This window comes from Bradyrhizobium sp. USDA 4341 (genome assembly GCF_054063755.1).
In genome coordinates this window covers 9,514,426-9,539,027 of the sequence record NZ_JBSSGO010000002.1, presented here as the reverse complement: position 1 = coordinate 9,539,027, position 24,602 = coordinate 9,514,426, and the positions used below count along the sequence as shown (strand labels likewise).

Here is a 24,602-nt window from a genome sequence, read left to right as displayed (position 1 = left end):
CCTCAGGCCGCGACCGCCGCAGGCGCGCGGTCGTCGACGCGTGCGATCGCCTCGCGCAACACGTTGGTCCCGGCGCCCGGCCGAACGCCGTTCTCCGCGAGATGCCTGCGGAAGGCGCGGGCGCCGGGCACGCCGTGAAAGGCGCCGACGAAGTGGCGCGTGATCGAATGCAGCCGGGTGCCTTCAGCCAGTTGCCGCTCGATATAGGGCAGCATCGCCGCGAAGACGTCCTTCATCGTGGCGTGCGGCGGCGTTTCACCGAACAGCTCGGAATCGACGGTCAGCAGCCGCCACGGCTCCTGATAGGCCGCCCGTCCCAGCATCACGCCATCGACATGCGCCAGATGCTGCTTCGCTTCGGCGATACTCGTGATCCCGCCGTTGATGATGATGGGCACGTCCGGCAGCGCTGCCTTGAGGCGATAGACGCGATCGTAGTCGAGCGGCGGAATGTCGCGGTTCTCCTTCGGCGACAATCCGTTGAGCCAGGCCTTGCGCGCATGCACGACGAGCGCGTCCGCGCCCGCGGCAATCACGCCGCGCGCCAGCGTATCGAGCGCGACTTCCGGATCCTGGTCGTCGATGCCGATCCGGCACTTCACCGTGACGGGAACCTTCACCGCGCGCTTCATCGCCGCAACGCCCTCGGCGACCAGCGCGGGCTCCGCCATCAGGCAGGCGCCGAAACGGCCGTCCTTCACCCGATCGGATGGACAGCCGACATTGAGATTGATCTCGTCATAGCCGAAATCCTCGCCGATCTGCGCGGCGGTCGCGAGATCGCGCGGATCGGAACCGCCGAGCTGTAGCGCCACCGGATGCTCGCTGGCATCGAAGCCGAGCAGCCGCGCACGGTCGCCGTGGATGATGGCGCCGGTCGTCAGCATCTCCGTGTAGAGCCGCGCCCGCCGCGACATCAGGCGATGGAAGACCCGGCAATGCCGGTCAGTCCAATCCATCATCGGGGCCACGGAAAAGCGATAGTGTTGCGATTTCAATTATTTACCCTATGCTTTCAATGGGATGAAACACGAACGTGTGCACTCCAAACTAGCCGAATTTGCACACGTTTGTACCCGTTTTGACCTGTCAGTGCACACGTAGCGCACACGATTTGGGGAGTGCACACGACCGTGGCCAGTTTCACTCAGTTGCCGTCCGGGAGTTGGCGTGTCCAGGTCCGCCGCAAGAACCGCTATGTGGCGGAGACCTTCCGTCGCCGCAAGGATGGCGAGGAATGGGCGCTCGACATTGAGCGCAATATCGATCGCTGCGGGTCACCCAGGCCCCGAGCCGCTGTAAAGGCCAAAACCTTCGGCGACATCATCGATCTTCATATCGAAGACATGCTCGAAGTCGGTCGTCCTCCCCGCCGATCCAAGGCGGCTGTCCTGGAGGCTCTGAAGGAGGATCTCGGAGCCGTAAAGCTTCCCCGTCTCGACCGTGAAAGGTTGATCGAATACGGCAGGAAACGCGCGAAGGAAGGTGCCGGCCCAGCTACCCTTGCAATCGATATGTCGTTCATCAGAACCATCGCAACGCATGCAGCAGCTGTTCACGGCATCGAAATTTCTGCCGAAGAGGTGCGCTTGGCACGTTTCGCGTTGAAGCATTTGGGTCTCGTCGGAAAGTCCGATGAGCGAGATCGGCGTCCCACTCAAGATGAGCTCGACGAGCTCATCGAATATTTCGAGAGCAATCCGCGACAGGTCATCCCGATGGGCCGCATCGTCCGATACGCCGTTGCAACCACAATGCGGCAAGAGGAGATTTGCCGGCCTGACTGGCCGGACGTCGACATGGCAAAGCGGATTCTCACGATCATGGACCGCAAGGATCCGAGAAAGAAGGATGGTAACAATCAGAAAGTCCCGCTTCTCAATCTGACCGGCTATGACGCCTGGGAAATCATGCTCCAGCAGCGCATCATCACCAAAGGACAGGGGCGCGTATTCCCGTATAATCACAAGTCAGTAAGCGCGGCATTCACGCGCGCCTGCGACGAGTTGAAGATCGAGGATCTGCATTTTCATGACCTGCGACACGAGGGTACTAGCCGCCTCTTCGAAGCAGGTCTCACGATCGAGAAGGTCGCGCTCGTGACTGGTCACAAAGATTGGCGGACATTGCGGCGTTACACCAAGCTGAAGCCGGAAGAACTCCACAAGCTACAAACGGCGCCGCAACCATCGTTGGAGGAGTTCATCCAGACGCTCACAACAACCGAGCCTGCTACGGCAACGGTCCGACGACAGATCTAGAAATCTAAGGACGCGAGCTGCGATCTTATGGTGCGCTCGAAGGGCGATCTCCTTTGATGTGATTTCAACGGGTTACTCGTAGTACATCAACGGCGCCACGTTGATGTAACCCTTGTAGGGAAGGTTGAACTCGAACTGGAGACCGGCGACGACGTCCCGCCTGGCGGGCCCCAGGAAATTGTTCTCCGTGTTGGCGTCCATGCCGACTTCGAACGAGATGTTGTTCAGCGGCCCCCTGCTGAACGCCTTCGTGTCGAAGATCTGGTTCCAGCCGAAGGTAGATCGGAACAGGCCATAAATTTCGGTGGCGCCAGCGCAGGTTGCTGGAGCTCCGGTGATGGTCACACCGACATTCGAGCACGGCGATGCCGGGTCGTTGTGGTCCGACTTGTACATCGAGATCGTGAAGAAGTTCTGGCCGTAGGCCCAGATGTCGAAGTGCGTGAACGAATAGACCTGCTTGGCGGTCTTTCCATTGATGCTGCCGTCAGGACGGACGGAGAATACGCCCGGATCGGTGCCGGAGAAAATGTAGGAGTAGGTCACGCGATCATCGATGACCAAGAAAAAAGGCAGGTCGGCGGGCGCCTTGACCGGCAGATCAGCGGCGCTCGCGAGATTGGCCGCCGGTACCAACCCCAATGACAGTACGGCGGCCGACAAGGTTCGGCGAATGTTGAACATCGTGAAAGACCCCCAGAGTGAAGCGCAAGGAGACACGGCCGGCGTCCGCGGCCTGCACGCTCTTCAGGATCTTGCGCCCAGTTATTTGCGCAATGCTTCGTGATTGTAGCCACCCTAAGGGAACGCCCTTGCAAGCACTATTTGGTGAGGAACGGGCCGGCGATAACGCCGGCTAAAACGCGCAAGGGAGATGCCCAATGAGGAAGAACGTTTACGCTGTCGCGACAGGTCTGTTGCTTGCATTGACCGTGCAGAGCGCGACGGCCACAGAGCGTCACCGCAAGCCCCAGGCTGCACCGACACATTAATCACAGGCACGTCCCACCGACGCCTATGCAGCATGGCAGCCTTCCAGGGTGATCAGTCCCGCTCCGTCCTACTACACCGGTAGGTATTCGGCGCCGGCCGGACATTAGACCAATACCGGGCTTCGTTCGCCCTGAGGCCTCGCGGGGTTGAATCGGGGAGGCGCCAAACATCTCCTCCGATGCTCGCTGGTAGTGGCATGCGCATGCATTGTCCGCCAGGCCGACCGTTGCATCGCGGCGCCCACATCGTTCATCCGGCGGAGCCTGGCACCTCCGGAAGCGCTTCGAGATGGCATGCCACCCACTGACCGTCTCCGGCCGACCGAAGCTGCGGCTCCTCTGCCTTGCAGCGGTCGAAGACGAACGGGCACCTGGTGTTGAAGCGACAACCCTTCGGCGGATTGATCGGACTCGGCACGTCGCCCTTCAGGATGATCGGGTTTCGCGCGGCGCCAGGCTCCGGCACCGGCACCGCCGAGAGCAAGGCCTTGGTGTAGGGATGCCCCGGTGCGGTAAAGATCTTCCGCCTTGGCGCCATCTCGACGATCCTGCCGAGATACATCACAGCGACACGGTGCGTCATGTGCTCGACGATCGCCAGATCGTGGCTGATGAAGAGCAACGCGAGACCGAATTGCTGTTGAAGGTCCTGCAGCAGATTGACGATCTGGGCCTTGACGGAGACGTCGAGCGCCGACACCGCCTCGTCGCAGACGATCAGGTCGGGCTCCGCCGCAAGCGCGCGGGCGATCCCGATACGCTGGCGCTGACCGCCCGAGAATTCGTGGGGCCGCCGGTTCAGCGCGTCGCGCGGCAGGCGCACGGTGTCCATCAGCGCCGCAACGCGCATCTCGAGGTCGGCGGAAGACTTGGCGAGACCGAAATTGCGGATCGGCTCGGCCAGGATATCGCGCACGCGCATCCGCGGATTGAGGCTGGAGAACGGATCCTGGAACACCACCTGAACACGGCGGCGCATGGCGCGCAGCCCGCCGGGTGAAAGATCGTCGATGCGCTGGCCATCGAGCACCACCTGGCCCGAGGTGATGTCGAACAGTCGCAGGATCGCCCGGCCGACCGTCGATTTTCCGCAGCCGGATTCGCCGACGAGCGACAGGGTCTCGCCACGGTCGACCTCGAAGGACACGCCATCGACGGCATAGACCGAGCCGGACCGGCGGCCGAACAGGCCGCTGCGAACCGGGAAATGCTTCTTGAGGTCGTTGACCTGGAGCAGCGGGGCGCTCATGCCGCAGCAGCTTCCTTGGCAGCGTAATGGCACGCGGCGATATGGCCGGGGCCCTTTACTTCGAGACCCGGCGCGACCTGCCGGCAAAGATCGGTCGCGAGCGCACACCGCCCGGCAAAGGCGCAGCCCTCGATGGCCTTCTTGAGGCTGGGGACCTGCCCGGGAATCTCGGTGAGCCGTCGCGCCGCGCCGGTCAGGGAAGAGCCGAGCTTGGGTACCGCGCCGAGCAGGCCCTGCGTATACGGATGGCGGGGGGAGCGGAACAGCCTGGCCACCGGCGCTTCCTCGACCTTGCGGCCGGCATACATCACCATGACGCGTTCGGCGATCTCGGCAACCACGCCGAGATCATGAGTGATCAGGACGATCGCCGCCCCGACCCGGCGCTTGAGGTCCAGCATCAACTGCAGGATCTGCGCCTGGATCGTGACGTCCAGCGCTGTGGTCGGCTCATCGGCGATCAGGAGCTTTGGATTACAGGCCAGTGCCATCGCGATCATCACGCGCTGGCGCATGCCCCCGGACAGTTGATGCGGATATTCGCGCACACGCCGCGCCGGCTCCGGGATGCCGACCAGATTCAACATCTCGACGGCGCGCGCCTCTGCAGCCTGCTTGTCCAGGCCCTGATGCATCCGCAATGTCTCGCCGATCTGGCGACCGACGGTCAGCACCGGATTGAGGCTCGACATCGGTTCCTGGAAGATCATCGAGATGTCGTTGCCGCGGACGGCGCGCATCTCGCGCTCGGAGAGTTGCAGCAAGTCCCTGCCCTGGAAACGAACCGCGCCCGCGATCCTGCCCGGCGGCTCGGGGATCAGCCGCATCAGCGACATCGAGGTGACCGACTTGCCGCAGCCGGATTCGCCGACGATCGCCAGTGTCTCACCTTCGTCGACCTGGAAGGACACGCCGTCGACCGCCCGGTTGATCCCGTCGGGCGTCCGGAAATGGGTCTGCAGATTCTCGACTTCGAGCAATGCCATCGGATCAAACCTCGACTTCCTACAGGCTTTTCGCCATGCGCGGATCGAGCGCGTCACGCAGGCCGTCGCCGAGCAGGTTGACGGCAAGCACGGTGACGGACAGGAACGCGGCAGGAAAGAATACGATGAAAGGCTTGACCTGCCACAGCGCCCTGCCCTCGGCCATGATATTGCCCCAGGACGGAATGGTCGGCGGCGTACCTGCGCCGATGAAGGAGAGGATCGACTCGACGATCATGGCGCTGGCGCAGATATAGGTGGCCTGGACCAACATCGGCGCCAGCGTGTTGGGCAGGATGTGACGCATGATGATCATCGGCGTTCGCGTGCCGGAGGCCGTGGCAGCGTCCACGTAAGGCTGCTCGCGCAACGACAGCACGACGCCGCGCACGAGCCGCGTCACGCGCGGGATCTCGGCGACCGTGATCGCCAGGATGACGTTGCCGACGCTGCCACGTGTCAACGCCATCAACGCAACCGCGAGCAGGATCGGCGGTATCGACATCAACCCGTCGATGAACCGCATCAAGATCCCATCTGCCCAACGCACGAAGCCCGAGACGAGGCCGACCGCAAGACCGGCAAGCGAGGCCAGCACCGCCACCGAAAGTCCGACGGTGAGCGAGACCCGCGCCCCGTAGAGCACGCGTGAATAGATATCGCGGCCCAGCATGTCGGTGCCGAACCAGAAGTCGGCCGATGGCGCGCGTGTACGCTTGGCTGGTGCGAGCGCGGTCGGGTCGACGGTCCCGAGATAAGGCGCGAAGATCGCAACCAGGACCAGGCAGAGCAGCAATGCGCCGCCGATCGCAACCGTCGGATGACTGCGAAGGAAGCCGAGAACGCCGCGCCGGATTTTCACCGGCCGCAGCAGATCAGGCAGTTGCGGCGCGATGACGAGGCCCGGAGGCAGGGTTACAGTGCGGGTGGTGGATACGGTCAATAGCGGATCCTCGGGTCGACCAGGGTGTAGATGACGTCGACCATTAGGTTGATCAGCACGTAAAGGAAGCTGAACACCAACACGATGCCCTGGATGACCGGGTAGTCGCGGCGCAGGATCGCGTCGATCGTCAGTCGGCCAAGGCCCGGGATCGCGAACACGCTTTCGGTCACCACGGCGCCGCCGATCAGCAGGGCGACGCCAATACCAATCACCGTCACGATCGGAACCGCGGCGTTCTTCAGTGCATGAACGAACAGGATGTCGCGCATCCCAAGGCCCTTGGCGCGAGCCGTGCGGATATAATCCTGCTGCAACACTTCGAGCATGGAAGCGCGCGTGATGCGCGCGATCAGCGCGATGTAGATATCGCCGAGCGCAACCGCCGGCAGGATCAGGTTCTGCAGCCACGGCCAGACGCCTTCGGCGATCGGCGTATAGCCCTGCACCGGGAGCCATTCGAGCTTGAGCGCGAACACGTAGGCCAGGACGTATCCGATCACGAAGACAGGAAGCGAAAAGGCGAACACGGCGAATGCCATGATGCTGCGGTCGATCCAGCTTCCCGCCTTCCACGCCGCCACGACGCCGAGTGGCACGGCGATCAGAACTGTCAGGGAGAGGGCAATCGCCATCAGAGAGAGTGTCGGCTCGATACGCTGCGCGATCAGCGTCGAGACCGGCAGGCTGGTGAAGATCGAGGTGCCAAGATCGCCGTGCAGGATGTGCCAGAGCCATGACCCGAACTGCACCAGAAACGGCCGGTCGAGGCCGAGGCTCTGGCGTATCCGTTCAACGTCGGCGGGGCTGGCCTGATCGCCGGCGATCACGACTGCGGGATCGCCCGGTGCAATGTAGAGCAGACTGAAGACGAACAGCGCGACGATTGCCATCACCGGCAACGTCGCGACAATGCGCCGCAGGATATACGAGACCATGTCAGTTCACCGTGCCGTCGTCATGCGGTCTTCGACACGCCCCAGAAGAACGGCAGCGGCCCCTTCGCGATGCCGGAGATGGTCTTGCGCCATGCCGTGTAACCCAGGAAGAAGCCGGTCGGCGCATAGACCACGTTCTCGAGTGCCGCCTTGTTGAGGTGATTGATCGCCGCCTTCTCTTCATCGAGATTCTTGGCCTCGAACCACGCCACGACATCCTTCTCCACGGCATCGCTCGAAGGCCAGCCGAACCACGCCTTGTCGCCATTGGCGCGAATGGCGTTGTAGGGCGCGGGGTTGATGCAGTCGGCACCGGCGTGCCAGGTGTGGAACATCTGCCAGCCACCCTGCCCCGGAGGCGTCTTCTGGGCTCGGCGCGATCCGACCGTGCCCCAGTCGGTCGCGACGAAATCGACATTCATGCCGAGCTTCTTCAGCAAATCCGCGGTGACGTCGCCCTGCGCCTTGGTGATCGGCTGGTCCTGTGCCACGAGGCAGGTGACCGGCTGGCCCGAATAGCCGCTCTCCGCCAGCAGCTTCTTGGCCGCGTCGAAATCGCGCTTGCCTTTGAGGATCTCGCCGCCCGCCTCCGAATAAAGCGGCGTGCCCGGCGTGAAGAAGCCGGGGAGCGGCTTCCAGAGCGAGGTGTCATCTCCAACCAGCGCCCGCATGTAGTCTTCCTGGCTCATCGCCATCAGTACCGCACGCCGCGCCCTGACGTCGTTGAACGGCGGGTAAAGGTGGTTCATCCTGAAGGAACCGACGTTGCCGAGCGGATCGGCGATGTCGACGTTGATGTTGCGGTTGCTCTTGAGTACCGGCACGAGATCGGTGATCGGGCTTTCCCACCAATCGACCTCGCCGTTCTGCAATGCGGCCGCTGCCGTTGCGGGATCCGGGATCACCACCCATTCCAGGCGGTCGATCAGAATCTGCTTGCCGCCGGCGAGCCAGGACGATTTCTCCTGCCGCGGCACATAGTCGGTGAATTTCTCGAACACCGCCTTGGCGCCGGGGACCCACTCGGCCTTCGCGAACTTCATCGGCCCCGAACCGACATAGTCGGTGATCTGCTTGAACGGGTCGGTCTGCGCAATGCGCTCAGGCATGATGAAGGCAATCGGCGTATTGTTCTTGCCGAGCGCGTAGAGCAGCTTCGGATAGGGCTGCTTCAGCACCAATTTGAAAGTCTTGTCGTCGACGGCAGTCAACTCCTGCTGGAGCGCCTTGATCATCAGTCCCATCGGATCGCGGGCCGACCACCGCGTGAGGCTTGCGATCACGTCCTTGCTGCGCACAGGCTCGCCGTCGTGGAACTTGAGCCCCGACCGCAGACGAAAGGTCCAGGTCAAGCCATCATCGGTGACTTCTTCGGACTCGACCATCTGACGCTGCGGCTGCAATGTCGCGTCGACGCCATAGAGGGTGTCCCACACCAGCGCGGCGGCGTTGCGCACCACATACTGGGTCCCCCAGATCGGATCGAAATTCGCAAGATTGGCCTGCGGCACGAAGCGCAAGGTGCGCGCCGCTGCGCCTTGGGAAAGGGCCGGCATCGAAAGGCCGCCTGTCGCCGCGAGGCTGCCTGCCCCGGCCAATCCTTTCAACAAAGTCCTGCGATCCATGAAACTCTCCCAAACGTCGGTTGTTGTGGCGACTCCGCCCGTTTCATCGGTGGAGGTTTGGCACAAGGCGAGGTGACAAAGGCGGTCGAACCGGTGATGCTGATCAATTTGCGTGCAAATGGTATGCCAGCATGGTCCGGCGGCACCGGGGGAGCGGCAACTTTCGGGCGCGCGCATTTTCAATGCGATCACGCGGATTTGCGATCCCCTATCAGGTGCTTACCGACGATCTCGACATCGCTGTGTTGTCGATCATGACGTTGTCCGGACGGGCTGACGCTCACCCCGGACAGGTCGCCGCAAGTGGCTTACAGAAGCCTTGCACCGAAATTCAGCTCTGGATCCATGTCCGGCATCAGCCGTCCGGTTGGCTTCGCTGCCTCGCCGCCGCCACGCGCAAGGAAACGGCCGGAGCCCGCTTCGACCGAACGCTTGCCGTCGGACACGATCACACGCCCGCGCGAAAGCACGGTGACCGGCCAGCCGCGCAGCTTGCGGCCGGTGAAGGGCGTGTAGCCGGCGAGATCATGCATCATGGCGTCGCTCAGCGTGACCTCACGCTGCGGATCCCAGATCCCGATATCCGCATCGGCCCCGACTGCAATCGAGCCCTTCCGCGGATGCAGATTGTAGATCTTGGCCGGTGCAGTCGCAGTCAAATCGACGAATTTTTCAAGCCTCAGACGGCCTTGGGAGACCATCGCGTCGAACAGCAATGGCAAACGCACTTCCAGCCCCGGCAAGCCATTCGCGATCTGCTTGAAGTTGGGATTGGGGCCAGCGCGCAGCTTGCCGGTTTCGTCGAACCGATACGGTGCGTGGTCGGACGAAACCGTCTGCAAATCTCCGAGCGCGAGCGCCCGCCACAACGCCTCTTGATCGGTCGCGCGACGTGGTGGAGGGCTGCACATCCACTTCGCGCCTTCCACGCCTGGTTTGTCGAGATCGGCGGCGGTGAGAAAGAGATATTGCGGGCAGGTTTCCGCGAATACTTTCAGCCCCTGGCCGCGCGCATCGCGGATCACCCTAGCGCCTTCCGCCGTCGACACGTGAAAGATCATGATCGGCTGGTCGATCAGGGCCGCCATGCCGATCAGGCGATTGAACGCCTCCGCTTCAGAGACGCGCGCATGGCTGATGGCGTGGTATTTCGGATCAGTGTAGCCGCGCGCGAGCAGCCGTTTCACCATCCAGGAGATAATCCCGTGATTCTCGGCATGAGCGCACAACATCGCGCCGCCCTCACGCGCCGCCAGCAGGATATCCAGCAGCGGTTCATCCTCGATCTTCAACCGGTCGTAGGTCATGAAGATCTTGATCGAACCATGCCCCTGCTTGACCAGACGAGGCAAATCCGTTTCCAGCGTCTCCCTGGTCGGATCAGCAATGATCATGTGAAAGGCATAATCGATGACGGCGCCCTTTCTGGCGAGCGCGTGATACTCCTCGAGCACCTGAGGCAGCTTCATGCCAACGTGCTGGGCCGCGAACGGGATCACGGTGGTGGTGCCGCCGAAGGCCGCCGAGACGGTCGCGCTCTCGAACGTGTCGGCGTTGACGATGCCCGCGGCCGAAAGCTGCTCGATGTGGGCGTGGCTGTCGACACCGCCCGGCAGAACCAGCTTGCCGCGCGCGTCGATCTCGCGCCGCCCGCCCGCCAGCCGGTGACCGATCGCAGCAATCGTTTCACCGGAAATCGCGACATCGGCCTCGAACACATCGCTCGCAGTCGCGACGCGTCCGCCGCGAATGACGAGATCATACGTGAATTCAGTCATCACAAACTCCCGGGTCCTGGCTCTTACGCCCTTCGAAGAACGCACAGATCGCGCGGGCCGCGCATCGCTGATGGCACGTCGATTGCCTCTGCTGTAATCTCGCCATAGCGCTGCCTCACGTTGCCGCGCGAAGCATCATCCCGCAGGAAACCACGATGTCCCGGCCACGCATCCTCGTGATCAATCCCAATTCCAACCAACTCGTCACCCAGGGCCTCGAGGACGCCTTGAAGCCGCTTGGCTTTGAGGGCGGCCCCGAAATCATCTGCACGACGCTGGCCGAAGGTCCTTACGGAATCGAGAGCCAGGCCGATGCCGACAGTGTCACGATGCCGCTGCGCCGGCTGGTGGAGAGCGACAACAGCTCGGCGGCCTTCGTCATTGCCTGCTACAGCGATCCTGGTCTGCATGTCTGCCGTGAAGCAACCGACCGGCCCATCTTCGGCATCGCCGAGTGCGGCGTGCTGACGGCGCTGGCGCGCGCCGATTCGTTCGGCGTCATCGCGATCACGCAGCGCTCGATCCGCCGTCATATGCGCTATCTCCGGCAGATGGGCCTGATGGATCGCCTGTCCGGGGAACGACCGCTCAACATGAGCGTGGCGGAGACCGCATCGGGTGAAGGAACGCTGGCGAGGATGATCGAGGTCGGTCGCGCTATGAAGGACGAAGATGGCGCCGGAGCCATCGTGATGGGCTGCGCCGGCATGGCGCGTCACCGCCGAGCGCTGGAACAGGCCCTCGGGATTCCCGTGATCGATCCGACACAGGCCGCCGTGACGATGGCGTTGGGCACGGTGCAGTTCGCCCATCACTGATTCCAATCGTTCTTGACACCTGCGAGCCACGGCGTCCGGGTTTCGGACATCAGTTTTCCGGAGGCGGTTGTGCGCCGGTACGGCTGGTGATCAGGCCGTAATGCTCGATGCGACGATGCTGCGCGAAGTTGAAGATCGTGTCCTTGCCGAAGGCGGTGGCGTCCAGATCGCAGGGGTGAACCAGCAATTCGTCCTCTTCGGTGCCGGCTTCGGCCACAATCTCGCCGTCGGGATTAACGATCAGGGTGCCACCGATCAAGGGATGACCATCCTCGACGCCGGCCTTGGCGACGCACACGACCCATGTCGAGTTCTGGTAGGCACCGGCCTGCACCGAGAGCCGGTTGTGGAACAACCGCTTCGCCGGCCCCTCCTCGCTCTTCTCGGCGTTCACCGAGGGCGTGTTGTAGCCAATCATCACCATCTCGACGCCTTGCAGGCCCATCACGCGATAGGTCTCCGGCCAGCGCCGGTCGTTGCAGATCGCCATGCCAAGGATGCCGCCAAGCGCACGCCAGACATTAAAGCCAAGATCCCCCGGTTCGAAGTAGCGTTTCTCAAGATGCTGGAATGCGCGTTCGGTATCGAATTCCGAATGACCGGGCAGATGAACCTTGCGGTACTTGCCGACGATGCGGGCGGATTTGTCGGTCAGGATGCTGGTGTTGAAATGGTGGCCGTCCGGTGTCAATTCGGCGTAGCCGAAGTTCATCGCAATCTGGTGTTTTGCCGCGCGCTCGAACAGCAGCCTGGTCGCCGCATTGGGCATGTCGCGCTCAAACCAGCGGTCGACCTCGGATTGGTCCGTCATGTACCAGCGCGGAAAGAACGTGGTGAGCGCCAGCTCCGGATAGACGATCAGATCGGCGCCCCGAGCCTTGGCTTGATCCATCAGCGCGATCATGCGCCCGACGACCGCCTCGCGGCTGTCTGCCTTCTGGATCGGTCCCATCTGGGCAGCGGCAACATTGATGACACGCATGAGCTTTTCCCGATTACCTTACCTAGTGTTGCGTTTGAGCATCGCCGATCCGTCATCCATCGAAGGCCGCCTGCGCTTCCGGCAGATGCCAGATCCTGCCGATCGCCGCGGTCCCGGCCGAAATGATTGTCACCTCGTCGCCGGCGACATAGCGGCCGACATCGATCAGCACGCGTCCATCAACGACGATCTGGTCGATAGTGGCGCGGTTCGCCAACGCGATCAGGCCGCGACGCGGATCGAACAGCGGCTGCAGATGCGGATGCGTCAGGTCGACCACGGTGAGGTCGGCGGTTGCCCCCGGCGCGATCGCTCCGAGGTCCGGCCGCCTGATCAGCGCAGCGGCGGTTGCGGTCACCACTTCGATCAGATCGGGCGCATTCGCCACGTCGGCACTGACGGAGCTACTCATCGGGATCGGCGCTCGGCCTCCTGGTTCCGAAGATTCGTTGCCACCGCATCGAGCCCGGCCGGCTCGACAACACCGGCACGCTCGGTGATGACGGCGTACTGCTCGGGCCGCCGATGGGCGGCAAAGTCGAACATCTTGTCCTTGCCCTGCCGGCAGAGGTCGAGATCAAGGTCGGCAACGACGACCTCATCTCCCAACGTCGCCGCTTCGGCGACGATGCGGCCGTTCGGATCGACGATGCAGGAGCCGCCGATCAGTCCGGAGCCGTCCTCGTCGCCCGCCTTGGCGACGGCGATCGCCCAGGTCGCGTTCATGTAGGCGTTGGCCTGCGTCACCAGCGTTGAATGGAAGGTGCGCAGCGCGGCATCTTCCGTGACGCCGCCATTGGGGTCATAGGCTGCCGAATTGTAGCCGACGCAGACCAGTTCAACCCCCTGCAAGCCAAGGACGCGCCAGGATTCGGGCCCGCGGCGATCGTTGCAGATCATCATACCCATGATCGCGTGACACCAATCCGGTCCTGCGCGAAAGGCAGGAAATCCCAGGTCGCCATACGAGAAATAGCGCTTTTCAAGCTGCTGGAAGCGTGCGTCGGCGCGCGGCTCGACCGAACCCGGCAGATGCACCTTGCGATAGCGGCCGAGAATCGCTCCGTCGCGATCGACCAGTATCGAGCAGTTGTAGCGTTGGCGGTCGGCAGTCTGTTCGGCGTAGCCGATATAAAATCCGACGCGGAGCGCGCGGGCGCGATCGAACAGGCGCTGCACGGCCGGATTGGGCATGCTGCACTCGAATACTGATCCAGCATATCGCCTTCGAGGTACCATCGCGGGAAAAACGTGGTGAAGGCCAGTTCAGGAAACACGACCAGGCCCGCGCCGCGCGCGGCAGCCGTCTCCAGAAGCTCCAGCATCCGGCCAAGCGTGCGCTCTCTAGGATCCGCTTTTTGCGTCGGCCCCATCTGGGCGGCAGCGGCGCGAAGTATGCGGACCAATATTGCCTCCAAACTGTGCGGATTGCCAATGCACGAGGCGATGCTCCGCTCCATCAGCATTCCGCCGCGCCGCCCATTACGTGAAAACGGCCTGCTAATTGCAATCACCCGTGCTATGATATTTCGGGCGAGACAATAACCGGCAGTTATATGAACCTTCGCCAGTTGGAGATTTTGCGAGCGGTCATCCGGCACCGGACCACGGTCGCGGCGGCGGACGAACTGGCGCTGTCTCAACCGGCGATCAGCAATGCACTCAAGGCAATGGAAGCGCAGGCCGGCTTTGCCCTGTTCGAACGTGTCAACAACCGGCTATTCCCGACATCAGAGGCGATGGCGCTTTACAAGGAAAGCGAAGCGATCTTTGCGCTTCACGCCAAGCTTGAAAACCGCGTGCGCGATTTGCGGGAAAGTCGTTCGGGGCTGTTGTCGATCGTGGCGACGCCCCCCTTGGCCTATAGCATCATTCCTCCCGCGCTTTCGGACTTCCTGCAACAGCGGCGGCAGACGCGGGTCTTCTTTGACGTGCGTCGCTATGAAGGAATCATCGAAGGCGTGACGAGCCGGGTCGCCGAACTGGGCTTCGTGCTCGGCCTGTCGCATCATCCCGGCATCGCGCATGAGGTGGTCCACACCGGCGAAATGGTCTGTGTCCTGCCGCCGAAGCATCCACTGGCTGAACATCCCGTCATATCCGCCTCCGATCTTGTCGGCCTGCCCTTCATCGGGCTGGAGCGCGGAACGCGACTGGGCGAAGCGGTACGCGAGAGCTTTGCCCGGGCCGGTGCGCCGTTTCAGCCGACGGTGGAGGTGCGATACTGCAACACTGCCTGTGTGCTCGCGGCCGCCGGCGTCGGCGCTGCCGTCGTCGATCCATTCTCGCCGCGCCAAGCCGGCAGCCACGACCTCGTTGTCAGGCCCTTCACGCCCAGAACACCGGCCGTAGCCCACATGCTTTGGTCGGAGGCAGAACCCCTGTCGCGCCTGGCCAAGGCGTTCCTAGACGAAGTGCGAAAGGCAAGCCGTGTTCTCGGTCCGACCAGCCCGTACGCAAGTTCGGCATGATGCCGGAGGCTCTAGTGCTTTGTTTGACGCGTTTTCTTCACGCGGACCGGTCGCCACTTCGCTAGAAAACGCCCTGGAAATCCGGCTATTGACTGCTTTTCGCACCTATTTGATGCCGGGTACACGATAACGAGGTTGGACGAATTGCGAGATAGAAAATGGGATGAGCGGTTCATGCTTCTGGCGCATCATTTGGCGCGTTGGAGCATTGAAAAGGGACGCCGCGTGGGCGCCGTCGTGGTCGGACCCGACAACGAAATACGCTCGACTGGGTATAACGGCTTGCCTCGCGGGGTCAACGATGCGGTGGACGAGCGACACTCCCGCATCACGGGCTCAAAATACATCTGGAGCTGCCATGCCGAGCAGAATGCTATTTTCAATGCGGCACGCATTGGGATAGCGCTCAAGGGCTGCACGATCTACGTGCCCTGGTTTCCCTGCGTGGAATGCACGAAGGCGATTATTCAATCGGGCATATCGGAGGTCGTTGGTTATGAACCTGACCAACCCAATTCGAATTGGGCTCAGGATTTTGCGATCGCCGCCACGATGCTGAAGGAAGCAAACGTCGTGGTGCGGTTCATACCAAGGCTCGCAGAGCTTCCGGATGTATCCGAAGAAGACGATTGATCGCGCAGCCTTCCGATCAGGTCGCCAGGCTCGACTATCGCGTACCGTAGGCACGGTCACCGGCATCGCCGAGGCCCGGCAGGATGAAGGCGTTCTCGTCCAACCCTTCGTCGATCGCCGCGAGCCAGATCGGAACATCCGGGTGGATGCCGCGCATGCGCTCGACCCCTTCGGGAGCGGCGATCAGACTGACCAGCCGGACTTCATTGGCACCGCGCTCCTTGAGCCGATCCACCGCCGCGACAGACAGATTGGCTGTCGCCAGCACCGGGGAAATCACGATCACTAATCTCTCGTGCAGATCGCTCGGCGCTTTGAAGAAATACTCTACGGCCACGAATGTTTCGGGTTCGCGATAAAGGCCGATATGGGCGACGCGCGCAGTCGGCACGAGGTCGAGCATGCCCTCCGCAAAAGTCACGCCGGCACGCAGCACCGGCGCAAACACGAGCTTTTTGCCCGAGATCTCCGGCGATTTCATTTTCGCGAGCGGCGTCTCGATATCGACATCGGCCAGCGGCAGATCGCGGGTCACCTCGTAACATAGCAGCATCCCGATCTCCTTGAGGAGTTCGCGAAACGACTTAGTCGAGGTGTCCTTCTTGCGCAACAGTGTCAGCTTGTGCTGCACCAGCGGATGGCTAACGATCGTGACGCCTTCCATGCCGAGTCTCCGCCCTAAAATACCGTGCCGTCGCTGATAACCTTGATTGGAGGCGATGCGTCGGCGCGGCGTTGACGCGCCAGCCGTCGGCCCGCGGCCCAGGTTCCACCTTCGAGGATTTTCGCCAGCGGCAGAGCGGCTGCATCGAGCCCGAGGCGTCGGCGCACATTGTCCGCGACGCAGTCGAGCAATGCTACCGTCAGCCCCCGCCACTCCACGACAAGCGGTGAAGCGACGTCATGCTCCCGGAGCGCTGCACCATCGTCGCGGAATGTCAGCACGCCATTGTCGACGAAGAGACCGCCGTTGCGATACTCGGCAAGCCCGGTCAGCCCGTCGATGTCGGTCACAGCAATTCCGGCATTCTGCAGCGGCTCGATCAGCGAGTAGGCCAGCCATTGCGAGAGCTTGTGCAACGGCATCAGGTGGCTGGTCGCATCCCCGGTCGCCAGCATCGGATGCTTCCAGCAATCACCGAGTGCGATGCCGCCGAGCGTCAGCCGCGACGGCCAGATCGGCCCGAGCTCCCTGAGCAGTTTCGACAATATCGTGGCGGCCGGGAGCCTGCGATCGTCGGCCAGCGATGCCAGCCGGTCGAACAGCCCGCCGGGCCGCGGCGTATCGAAGCGTCCGAATACGGCCGGATTGGAGGCCACCAGCCGGCCGAGGCTGCGCAACAAATTCACCCGGCCGTCGATGCCGACCAGCGGATTGGCACCCGACACCTGCATGCCGTTCGCGAGGTCTGTCACGGATAAATTCGCCAGCACGTCGGCATCGGCTCGAAGCGGCTGTCGCGGATCCGACGAGAACGCGCCAGCGGCGAACATCGCAAGGCTGGCCAGTCCCAATCCCTCCGAACGGCCAATGGCCGATCCGGTCACCGGGTCGCAGTACCGCCATGACGGCCCGGCACCGGCGTCCAGAAACACGCTGACCATCGCCAGATCGAATTCGGCGCGAGCCCGTGCCGCGCGATCTGGCCATGCAACCTGGTTGGCCAGGCCCGCCCAGCGATCGACGCCATTGGTGGAGAAATGCCGCCAGCGCGAATGAAACGGCACCGCCAGCGAGGGATACGCCGCTCGCGTGGTCTGCACCACCAGTTCGGCCGTCGAATCCATGCGGTCGAGGTGGACGCGGAAGTTCGGCAGCTGATCCTCAAGGCCGATGGCAAGCAGCCGGTGCGCGCGCTCCCGCACCGCCGCGGCATTGAGTAATGACAAGGCCGCCGCTGTCTCGGAGATCACGGAGGACATGGCCGCGCTCAATATTTATCGAGCGACCGGCCGACGAAGTCGCGCTGGGTGGGCTCCTCCGGCGAGTAGTACCCGGCAGCCTTCTTCGCAACGATTTCGACCTGGGCGTCCGCCGGCACCAGATCGTCGGGGATCGGTACGCGTTCGACGATGTCGATGCCCTGACTCACCAGCGCGTCATACTTCATGTCGCTCATGGAGACGAAGCGGTCGATGCGTTTCAGTCCGAGCCAGTGCACGACATCCGGCATCAGCTGCTGGAATCGCGCATCCTGTACGCCTGCGACGCATTCGGTGCGCTCAAAATACTGCGCGGCGGCATCGCCACCTTCCTGCCGCTTGCGCGCATTGTAAACCAGGAATTTGGTGACCTCGCCGAGGGCGCGGCCTTCCTTGCGGTTGTAGATGATGATGCCGAGCCCGCCGGTCTGCCCGGCGCGCACGCACTCCTCGATGCCGTGCAGCAGGTATGGGCGGCATGTGCAGATGTCCGAGCCGAACACGTCGGAGCCGTTGCACTCGTCATGCACCCGGCAGGTGATGCTGGTGCGATGGTCCGGCAGTTTGGCGACATCGCCGAACAGATAGGCCGTCGTACCGCCGATCGGCGGTAGAAACACATGGAGGTCGGGCCGTGTCACCAGTTCCGGAAACATGCCGGCCGTCTGCTCGAACAGCTGTCGGCGCAGATTGCTTTCCGTCGTGGCGAAGCGCGCCGCAATTCCCGGGAGATACCAGACCGGGTCGATCGCGATCTTGACGACGGAGACGCTTCCCCCCTCGTGAACGACAGCGCCGTCGCGCTTGAGCCGTCCGGCCGATATCGCGGCCTGCAATTCGGGCAAATCGAGGCGGGCGCGGGTGATCGCGATGCTCGGACGGATATCGACGCCCTCGGCAATCTCTTTCGAGAACGCCTGTGCAGCCAGGTGTCCCCACGGATCGAGCGAGACGATCCGGTTTGGATCGGTCCATTGCGGGAATGGCCCAATCGTGGCGGCAGGTTGCGTGTTGGTCAGGTCCGGCCGCCGGATCGGATCGAGCGCGCCCGACGAGACCGCCAGCGCGCGATAGATCGAATAGGAGCCGCTATGGGTGCCGATAACATTGCGCTGCTGGGGGCGCGAAACCGTCCCGATCACTGGGCCGCGTTCACGTGCCGTCGCCGCTCCCCAATGAATCGGGAATTCAATCTTCGCACCCGGCGCCGGATGCGACGTAATCCGAATATGATCAGTTCGATTAGCACGAGTCATCACGCACCACGAGATGTCGACGGCCGGCCGGGCGGACAAGCCCGGTTGCCGGCAATCGAAGGATTCTTCAGTATGGCCGAATTGCGGCTGAACACAACGGCCGTTTCGAACGGTCGTGGGGCATTAACCGTAGGGTTTACAACGCGATCATGACCCGTGGAGCCGTGACCGCCCCCTGTTTGCGCGCCGGTGAACGAAGTGGCGGTCGCGGCATGGGGCACGCTCCTTGCAACATCGCACGTGCTACTCCGGAAGAGGCGATCTCATGACCAAGCAAAGCGTGAACCTCGTCAACCATCCCCTGGTCCAGCACAAGCTCTCGCTGATGCGCGACAAAGATCGCTCCACCAAGGGGTTTCGCGAGCTGCTGAACGAAGACACCTTCAAAGCTAACAATTGAAAGATTTGATCCACCTGTCCCTGACGAGGCGGCTTGCGCGCGCTCGTGTCAAGCGCAGGAGGAGAATATTTGCAATATGCCGGGGTCGCCTAATCTTTACGCGAACTCTCCCCGCCGAGATCCTGACCTTTGCGGGTCCGGTGAACTTGGGGAGTACGGGGAGCGGCGTCAGGCGTATCCTTCACGCCACCTGCTCGGCACGCTCGCCTGAAATCCGCGTCGCCATCGAGAAACGCCTCCAGCATGAACGGAATCAGCTCACCCACTTCCTCCTTGATACCGTAGGTTTCGGCGTAGAAGTCAGCGTACTTTCGCAGCCTCTGTGCGAGACCTGGCGTAAGCACAACATTCATCTTCACCGGCGTCCGATCAGGCAGCTTCGCAAGCTTCATCCCTCACCTGCCCTTCGCCGCTGTCTGAACGTCGTGGTACGGCTTCAGCACCAGATCCTTCGAAACAATCACCCGCAACGGCCAGCCCGGCCGCACCGTGATCGTCGGCTGCACGTCGAGCTCGCGCTCGACCAGGCGCTGGCCGGCTCGATTGGTCGTTTGCTGGGTGCTTTCCCGCAGCGCTTTCACGAGGTCGCTCTCGTCGTTTCCAATCGATAGCTGTGTCCCCACTCCGATCAGGGTCGCCAGGGCCACGCCCTTGAGCAATTGCCAGGTATGGAAGTCCACCTGGTCCTCGAGCCCGGCGTAGCCCGCAACGTCAGTGGCCGCAAGGTTCTCGATCACGATCGAATTGCCGTTCGGCAGTACGAGCCGTGTCCAGATGACTAGCGCTCGCTTCTGACCAAACGCAACGACACTGTCGTACTTCCCCACGATTCTCGTCCCTTGCGGGATCAGAAGATGCTCACCCGTTACCGTATCGTAGACGTTCTCGGTAACCTGGCCGATAGTCGCCCCAGGCAAGTCCGAATTCAGTCCAGTGACGAGGCTTGCTGGGATGATCGATCCCGCCATGACGGCATAGGTGGATGGCGCCGGTTTGAGCGCATGGGGATTGGTGGTCTCCGTGTCGGCTTTCGCTCCGACGAAGGCCACCTTTCGCGCCTGCGACGAGGGAATGATCTCGCTGGAGCGGTCGACCATCGCCTGCGTGGCCTTTGCAAGTTCCGCAGCAGACGGTCCCGTATCGGACGTTGAGGGCCGGAACGCGGATGGAGAAGCCGCCGGCGCTTCGGCCGTAGCCGCCTGCTTGCGCTTATCCTGCTTCTCCGACAGGCGGACGAACAAGCCCGACTCTTTCGCCTGTTGAGCGACCCGTGTTTGGCGGATCCGCTCGGCCCTTTCGGCGTCCTCCTCCGGGTTGGTCCGGAAGCCCGTGTCCGACGCGACGCCAGCCTTCTTCTCGTTCTCCGCAAAAGCCCGGCCAATGTCCCCAGGCGACGGCGGTCCAAGCCGCGGTGTCGATGGCGGCAACTCCTCATAGGACTTTGGCAGCTTGCTCAAGCCCTCGGCGGTCTGCTTGCGGTCGGTATTATAGAGCTCCGTCCGCTCCGACGGCTTGAAGGAGTGCGGTCGGAGCGCAATCAGTATCGCCCCGCCAACGAACAGCGCCGCAACGGCGCAGCCGATCATGAGGGCGCGCCTGTTGAGGCGCCGAACGGGCCGCGGACGCGCTCGCAGTTCCAGCGGCTCCGGATCCTGATCCAATCCTGTCGTCATGAGGCGCTCCCGGTGCTGAAGACCTGCGACACCGGTCGCGCGTCGATGCGAATGATCCGGACAATGCGCTGTGGATCCTCGCCAAGGCGAAGCTCGGCGGCACCGAACATCCGATCGACGATATAGTAGGAGCCGCGGACCCGGTAGTTGACGAGGTTCGGTCGGCCGTCGGCTCCGGCGACGAACAAGGGCGGTGCCTCCCCCTGCGACAGGCCGGACGGCATCTGGATATAGACCTTACGGCCGTCGTCGAAGGCGCGCACCGGACGCCACGGGGGATCGTCTCCTTCAATCCGATAGCGGAAGTTCAGGCTGTCGAGCCGGACGCCGCGGTCGGCGACCCGCTCCTCGCTTTCCTGGGCGACGGCGTTCTGCTTGTGGAGCGCAACGAGCGTATCGGTCGGATACGTCCACGAGATGGACGCCATGTATGTCTGCTTGGTCGAGACCAGCTCAAGGTGATAGGCGCGCCGATCGGTCAGGACCACGAGGTTGGTCTGGATATCCGGCAACGTCGGCTTGATTAGGATATGCACACGCCGGGAGTTGCCCTGCCCGCTCAGGGTATCACCGACCACCCAGCGAACCGTATCACCTGTGGAGACGTCGATCAGTTCCTCGCCTTGTTGAAGCGCGATGGTCGAGACCTTCTCTGGGCTGGCATAGAGCCGGTAGAGCGCACCTTCTGTCCAGGGGTAGACCTGGATGGCGTTAATATATCCGGCGCGCGTCGGCTCCATCCGTGCCGCCTTGTTGGCCTTGGCGATCGCTTGCTCGGGCGGCAGCTTTTCTTCCTTGGCGGCCTTAGTCGGAAAGGGCTTCAACTGGCCGGGCAACGGGAGGACCTTGGGGGTTTCGACGACTTGTACTGGCGCCGGCGGATCGGTCTCTGGAAGCGCCTTCTCGAAGGTCATCTCATCGTAGGGCGCTTCGAGATTGAGCTTGGTGGCGCAGCCGCCAAGCCCAAGCGACAAAGCAAGGACGCCGGCCGACGCGAGCTTGGTGAGGGCTTTAGAATTCATTTGGCGTCTCCAATGAGGTCGCGCGACCAGTTGAGGGAATGGACGTAGAGGCCGAGGGGGTTCTTCCGCAGGGTTTCGGCATCCGCGGGCGGCTTGAGAACCGTGGTGACGAGACCGGTGAAGCGCTCTGTCTTTGCGATCGAGCCGTTCTCGTAGGTGTTCTCTTTCCAGCGGATCTCGAAGCTGTCGCCCGACGCACGCACCACGGACGTGACTTCGGCGGTCACCGTCTTGGAGCCGATCTTTGTGAATGGATCAGCTTCCCGTGCGTAGTCGTTCAAGGCCAGCGCACCACGGTCCGTGACGAAGTCGTAGGCAAGCAGCCAGTTCGCCCGGACGATGACCGGGTCGATCGACAGCGAGCGGACGTTCTCAATGAACCGCGCGAGGAAATGCGCGATCTGCGCGTCCGACGGCTGGTAGGCCTCGAGCGCCGGCCCGACTGCTCGGACTTCACCGAGCCGATCGACCTCGACCACGTAGGGGGTAACGCTCGACCGGGCGATCTGGGTAAAGATCGTCAATCCGAGGACGCCGGACAGGCCGATGGCCGCCAGCGCTGCCAGCCGCCAGTTGCTGGCCTGCGCACGGGCAGAGCCTAGCCGCTCGTCCCAGACTTGGGCTGCCTTCTGATATGGCGTGACCGGCTCCGGCGTCTCGCCATAGCGGACGGACGCACGCTGAAAGGGGTGACCAGCCATATCTTACTCCTCCCCCAGCTTCGGACCCGAAGAATGCCCGCCTTTGTCACCTTCCTTGAGGGTGTGAGCAGCGACCTGAGCCGCTTCCCTCGCGTGTCCCCGTCCCGACGAGGCCGGCGCACGACCCGCGCCTGAGGCCGCCGCTCCGTTCGTTGCGCCGCCGGTGCTCGCGCTCGAGAGCTGATCCACCGTTGCGGCCCGGGCTGACGTGCCCGCCACCGAGGACGCACCGGTGAGCGATGCTGCGGAGCGAACCGCAGTCATTGAACCACCCGCCGCAAGACGTAGCCCACCCGCGGCCGCCGCTCCGCCTCCGATCACGACAGCCGCCGCACCCGCCACCGTTCCCGCGGCTGCGCCGGCGCCCAGCTGGGGTGCACCCGAGACCAGGCCCGCCGCGATTCCCGGGCCAAAGATGCCAAGGCCAAACAGCGAAAGGGCCGCAAGCAGCAAGCTCATGGCCGAGACGATATCGACTGGCCGGGTCAGCGTGCTTGCGAGCTGACCGAAGATGGTCGAGCCGATGCCGATGATGATCGCAAGTACCATCACCTTCACCCCTGAAGCGACGACGTTGCCAAGGGTCTTTTCCGCCAGGAACGCGGTTTTGCCCCACAGCGCGAACGGCACGAGAATGAAGCTTGCGAGCGTCGTCAGCTTGAATTCAATCAGCGTGACGAAGAGCTGCACAGAGAGGACGAAGAAGGCGAGCACGATCAGGATCCAGCAGAACAGCAGGATCAGGATCGTCGGCAGGTTGGTCAGGACATCAAAGCCGGAGAATTGGCCGGTCTCCTCCAGAAGAGGATGAGCGGCCGTAAACCCGGCGGCGGCGACAAAGCCTGGCCGCGCCAGGTCGGCCGCACTTAAGGTCCCACCGGACGCCTTCAGACCGATGCTGGAGAAGGACGCGAAGACGATATCGGCGAGGCTCTTGAAGTTGCCGATAATGAACGCAAAAGCGCCGACATAAAGCACCTTCTTGGCAAGCGTGACCATGATGTGATCGTCCGCCCGCATGCTCCAGGCAAGCCCGGCGAGCGTCAGGTCGATGCCGATCAACGTTGAACTCAGGAATGAGACGTCGCCAGACAGAAGACCAAATCCGGAGTCGATGTAGCGCGAGAACGTCTCGGTAAAGCGGTCAATGACGGAGAGATCAGCCATGGCGCCCTCACCTACTTGCCGCCGCTGTAGGCGTGGCCGTCGCCAATGAAGCGGGTAAATCGCTCCTTTGCCGCGGCCGACGACGCCTGTTGTTCGGCGGCACGCAACGTGTCTGCGCGCGCCTGGGTTGCCATGAGCGCCTGGGCTTGCAGCGACTGTTTTATCTGCAGGGCGAGAAGCTCGTTACCCGACTGCTGCGCCTGCAGCGAGCCCACCGCAGCAGACGACCTAGCCATCAGCATCTGAAGCGTCTGGCCATCCTGGTCGAGCGTACTGACGATAGCTGATTGCAGCGTGAGCGATTGCTTCAGCCCGTCGTAGCTGTTGTCCCAGCGTGTCGTCGCATCCTGCACCATCTTGTCGGACGAGATGGCCGCCGCGTACTGTCGGGGATAGAGCCGCTGGAAGTCTTGCTGCGTCGTCTGCACATCGAACGAGATGTTCTTTGCCTGACCGATCAGGCCGTTCATCTGATTGATAGTCGAGGAGAGCTGACCGACGACGCTGGTCGGGAGGCTTGTAAGATGCTTGGCCTGATTGAGTAACGACTGCGTCTGGTTTTGGAGGCTTCTGACCTGGTTGTTGATCTGCTCAAGCGCGCGCGCGGCGGTCAGGAGATTCTGGCTGTAGTTCGTGGGATCGAATACGATATCGAACGCGCCGAGCCGTCGCGATCCATTCACGGCGATAACAAACGATAGTATTGTCGTTACGATAATTCTGGAAGTTGTACCCGTGAACACGCGGCCGATGCTTTCGAGCATGGAAGACTCCAGGGATCGAG

General features: G+C 62.7%; 23 protein-coding genes and 3 pseudogenes. 6 read left to right on the top strand and 20 right to left on the bottom strand.

Annotated elements, in window-relative coordinates:
* Window positions 1–2: 2 nt before the first annotated feature.
* Window positions 3–998, bottom strand: a complete 996-nt coding sequence (gene dusA, locus ACVIGB_RS50085) for a tRNA dihydrouridine(20/20a) synthase DusA (protein WP_456723668.1) — start codon at window positions 996–998, stop codon at window positions 3–5.
* A 135-nt stretch (window positions 999–1,133) separates the two neighbouring features.
* Here dusA and ACVIGB_RS50080 point away from each other — a divergent pair, with 135 nt between their 5' ends.
* Window positions 1,134–2,261, top strand: coding sequence for a site-specific integrase (locus ACVIGB_RS50080; RefSeq protein WP_456723669.1), 1,128 nt, complete (start codon window positions 1,134–1,136; stop codon window positions 2,259–2,261).
* 75 nt (window positions 2,262–2,336) lie between these two features.
* On the opposite strand, the pseudogene ACVIGB_RS50075 reads toward ACVIGB_RS50080, so the two are convergent.
* Window positions 2,337–2,897, bottom strand: a pseudogene (locus ACVIGB_RS50075) (hypothetical protein); the annotation flags it as partial.
* Here ACVIGB_RS50075 and ACVIGB_RS50070 point away from each other — a divergent pair.
* Window positions 2,818–3,048: a hypothetical protein gene (locus ACVIGB_RS50070; RefSeq protein WP_456725320.1), complete on the top strand. Its 231-nt coding sequence runs from the start codon at window positions 2,818–2,820 to the stop codon at window positions 3,046–3,048. The pseudogene ACVIGB_RS50075 and the gene ACVIGB_RS50070 overlap by 80 nt on opposite strands.
* A gap of 455 nt (window positions 3,049–3,503) precedes the next feature.
* On the opposite strand, the gene ACVIGB_RS50065 is transcribed toward ACVIGB_RS50070, so the two are convergent.
* The 6 genes from ACVIGB_RS50065 to hydA all read right to left on the bottom strand — a co-directional run bounded on the left by ACVIGB_RS50065 (window position 3,504) and on the right by hydA (window position 10,772).
* Entirely contained in the window at window positions 3,504–4,502 is a 999-nt protein-coding gene (locus ACVIGB_RS50065; RefSeq protein WP_456723670.1) for an ABC transporter ATP-binding protein, read from the bottom strand.
* A complete protein-coding gene (locus ACVIGB_RS50060) occupies window positions 4,499–5,488 on the bottom strand; it encodes an ABC transporter ATP-binding protein (protein ID WP_456723671.1) in 990 nt (329 codons plus the stop codon). Before ACVIGB_RS50060 ends, ACVIGB_RS50065 begins: the two co-directional genes overlap by 4 nt.
* A 19-nt stretch (window positions 5,489–5,507) precedes the next feature.
* Window positions 5,508–6,431: an ABC transporter permease gene (locus ACVIGB_RS50055; RefSeq protein WP_456723672.1), complete on the bottom strand. Its 924-nt coding sequence runs from the start codon at window positions 6,429–6,431 to the stop codon at window positions 5,508–5,510.
* The gene (locus tag ACVIGB_RS50050) at window positions 6,428–7,369 is read right to left on the bottom strand and encodes an ABC transporter permease (protein ID WP_456723673.1); all 942 of its coding nucleotides are present in this window, start codon (window positions 7,367–7,369) and stop codon (window positions 6,428–6,430) included. The genes ACVIGB_RS50055 and ACVIGB_RS50050 overlap by 4 nt, the downstream gene beginning before the upstream one ends.
* 20 nt (window positions 7,370–7,389) lie before the next feature.
* Window positions 7,390–8,994 (bottom strand): ABC transporter substrate-binding protein, encoded by a 1,605-nt coding sequence (locus tag ACVIGB_RS50045; protein ID WP_456723674.1) that lies wholly within the window; start codon window positions 8,992–8,994, stop codon window positions 7,390–7,392.
* 308 nt (window positions 8,995–9,302) lie between these two features.
* Window positions 9,303–10,772 (bottom strand): dihydropyrimidinase, encoded by a 1,470-nt coding sequence (hydA, locus tag ACVIGB_RS50040; protein ID WP_092124207.1) that lies wholly within the window; start codon window positions 10,770–10,772, stop codon window positions 9,303–9,305.
* 155 nt (window positions 10,773–10,927) lie between these two features.
* On the opposite strand from hydA, the gene ACVIGB_RS50035 reads away from it, so the two are divergent.
* A complete protein-coding gene (locus ACVIGB_RS50035; protein ID WP_171948029.1) occupies window positions 10,928–11,590 on the top strand; it encodes an aspartate/glutamate racemase family protein in 663 nt (220 codons plus the stop codon).
* A 49-nt stretch (window positions 11,591–11,639) separates the two neighbouring features.
* Here ACVIGB_RS50035 and ACVIGB_RS50030 read toward each other — a convergent pair whose 3' ends face one another.
* From ACVIGB_RS50030 to ACVIGB_RS50020, 3 genes and pseudogenes are all read right to left on the bottom strand, one after another.
* Window positions 11,640–12,572 carry an N-carbamoyl-D-amino-acid hydrolase gene (locus ACVIGB_RS50030; RefSeq protein ID WP_092124206.1) on the bottom strand — a complete coding sequence of 311 codons (933 nt, stop codon included), beginning with the start codon at window positions 12,570–12,572 and terminating at the stop codon, window positions 11,640–11,642.
* A gap of 52 nt (window positions 12,573–12,624) precedes the next feature.
* Window positions 12,625–12,984: an amidohydrolase family protein gene (locus ACVIGB_RS50025; RefSeq protein ID WP_456723675.1), complete on the bottom strand. Its 360-nt coding sequence runs from the start codon at window positions 12,982–12,984 to the stop codon at window positions 12,625–12,627.
* A pseudogene (locus ACVIGB_RS50020) lies at window positions 12,981–13,945 on the bottom strand (N-carbamoyl-D-amino-acid hydrolase). The gene ACVIGB_RS50025 and the pseudogene ACVIGB_RS50020 overlap by 4 nt, the downstream one beginning before the upstream one ends.
* Window positions 13,946–14,128: 183 nt before the next feature.
* On the opposite strand from ACVIGB_RS50020, the gene ACVIGB_RS50015 reads away from it, so the two are divergent.
* Window positions 14,129–15,043 (top strand): LysR family transcriptional regulator, encoded by a 915-nt coding sequence (locus tag ACVIGB_RS50015; RefSeq protein ID WP_092124205.1) that lies wholly within the window; start codon window positions 14,129–14,131, stop codon window positions 15,041–15,043.
* Window positions 15,044–15,178: 135 nt separating this feature from the next.
* Window positions 15,179–15,676 (top strand): deoxycytidylate deaminase, encoded by a 498-nt coding sequence (locus tag ACVIGB_RS50010; protein ID WP_244549813.1) that lies wholly within the window; start codon window positions 15,179–15,181, stop codon window positions 15,674–15,676.
* Window positions 15,677–15,710: 34 nt separating this feature from the next.
* Here the strand turns inward: ACVIGB_RS50010 and upp are convergent, their stop codons facing one another.
* From upp to ACVIGB_RS49995, 3 genes are read right to left on the bottom strand one after another with little or no spacing between them, the layout of a single operon-like run.
* On the bottom strand, window positions 15,711–16,340 hold the full coding sequence (gene upp, locus ACVIGB_RS50005) for a uracil phosphoribosyltransferase (RefSeq protein ID WP_092124203.1): 630 nt from the start codon (window positions 16,338–16,340) through the stop codon (window positions 15,711–15,713).
* A 14-nt stretch (window positions 16,341–16,354) separates the two neighbouring features.
* Window positions 16,355–17,599 carry a URC4/urg3 family protein gene (locus tag ACVIGB_RS50000; protein ID WP_456656403.1) on the bottom strand — a complete coding sequence of 415 codons (1,245 nt, stop codon included), beginning with the start codon at window positions 17,597–17,599 and terminating at the stop codon, window positions 16,355–16,357.
* Window positions 17,600–17,607: 8 nt separating this feature from the next.
* On the bottom strand, window positions 17,608–18,855 hold the full coding sequence (locus ACVIGB_RS49995; protein WP_456723676.1) for a GTP cyclohydrolase II: 1,248 nt from the start codon (window positions 18,853–18,855) through the stop codon (window positions 17,608–17,610).
* A 265-nt stretch (window positions 18,856–19,120) separates the two neighbouring features.
* Between ACVIGB_RS49995 and ACVIGB_RS49990 the strand changes: the two are divergent.
* Window positions 19,121–19,231 (top strand): annotated as a pseudogene (locus tag ACVIGB_RS49990) (uracil phosphoribosyltransferase); the annotation flags it as partial.
* 113 nt (window positions 19,232–19,344) lie between these two features.
* On the opposite strand, the gene ACVIGB_RS49985 reads toward ACVIGB_RS49990, so the two are convergent.
* Genes ACVIGB_RS49985 through trbJ form a run of 6 tightly spaced genes read right to left on the bottom strand, consistent with a single transcriptional unit; the run spans window position 19,345 to window position 24,582 of the window.
* Entirely contained in the window at window positions 19,345–19,647 is a 303-nt protein-coding gene (locus ACVIGB_RS49985) for a DUF2274 domain-containing protein (RefSeq protein WP_143046845.1), read from the bottom strand.
* Window positions 19,648–19,650: 3 nt separating this feature from the next.
* Complete coding sequence (locus ACVIGB_RS49980) at window positions 19,651–20,928, bottom strand: TrbI/VirB10 family protein (protein ID WP_456723677.1); 1,278 nt, start codon at window positions 20,926–20,928, stop codon at window positions 19,651–19,653.
* The gene (trbG, locus tag ACVIGB_RS49975) at window positions 20,925–21,950 is read right to left on the bottom strand and encodes a P-type conjugative transfer protein TrbG (protein ID WP_456723678.1); all 1,026 of its coding nucleotides are present in this window, start codon (window positions 21,948–21,950) and stop codon (window positions 20,925–20,927) included. The genes ACVIGB_RS49980 and trbG overlap by 4 nt, the downstream gene beginning before the upstream one ends.
* The gene (gene trbF / locus ACVIGB_RS49970; RefSeq protein WP_456723679.1) at window positions 21,947–22,651 is read right to left on the bottom strand and encodes a conjugal transfer protein TrbF; all 705 of its coding nucleotides are present in this window, start codon (window positions 22,649–22,651) and stop codon (window positions 21,947–21,949) included. Before trbF ends, trbG begins: the two co-directional genes overlap by 4 nt.
* Window positions 22,652–22,654: 3 nt before the next feature.
* Window positions 22,655–23,818 carry a P-type conjugative transfer protein TrbL gene (gene trbL / locus ACVIGB_RS49965; RefSeq protein WP_456723680.1) on the bottom strand — a complete coding sequence of 388 codons (1,164 nt, stop codon included), beginning with the start codon at window positions 23,816–23,818 and terminating at the stop codon, window positions 22,655–22,657.
* Window positions 23,819–23,829: 11 nt separating this feature from the next.
* The gene (trbJ, locus tag ACVIGB_RS49960; protein ID WP_456723681.1) at window positions 23,830–24,582 is read right to left on the bottom strand and encodes a P-type conjugative transfer protein TrbJ; all 753 of its coding nucleotides are present in this window, start codon (window positions 24,580–24,582) and stop codon (window positions 23,830–23,832) included.
* Between the last annotated feature and the right edge of the window lie 20 nt (window positions 24,583–24,602).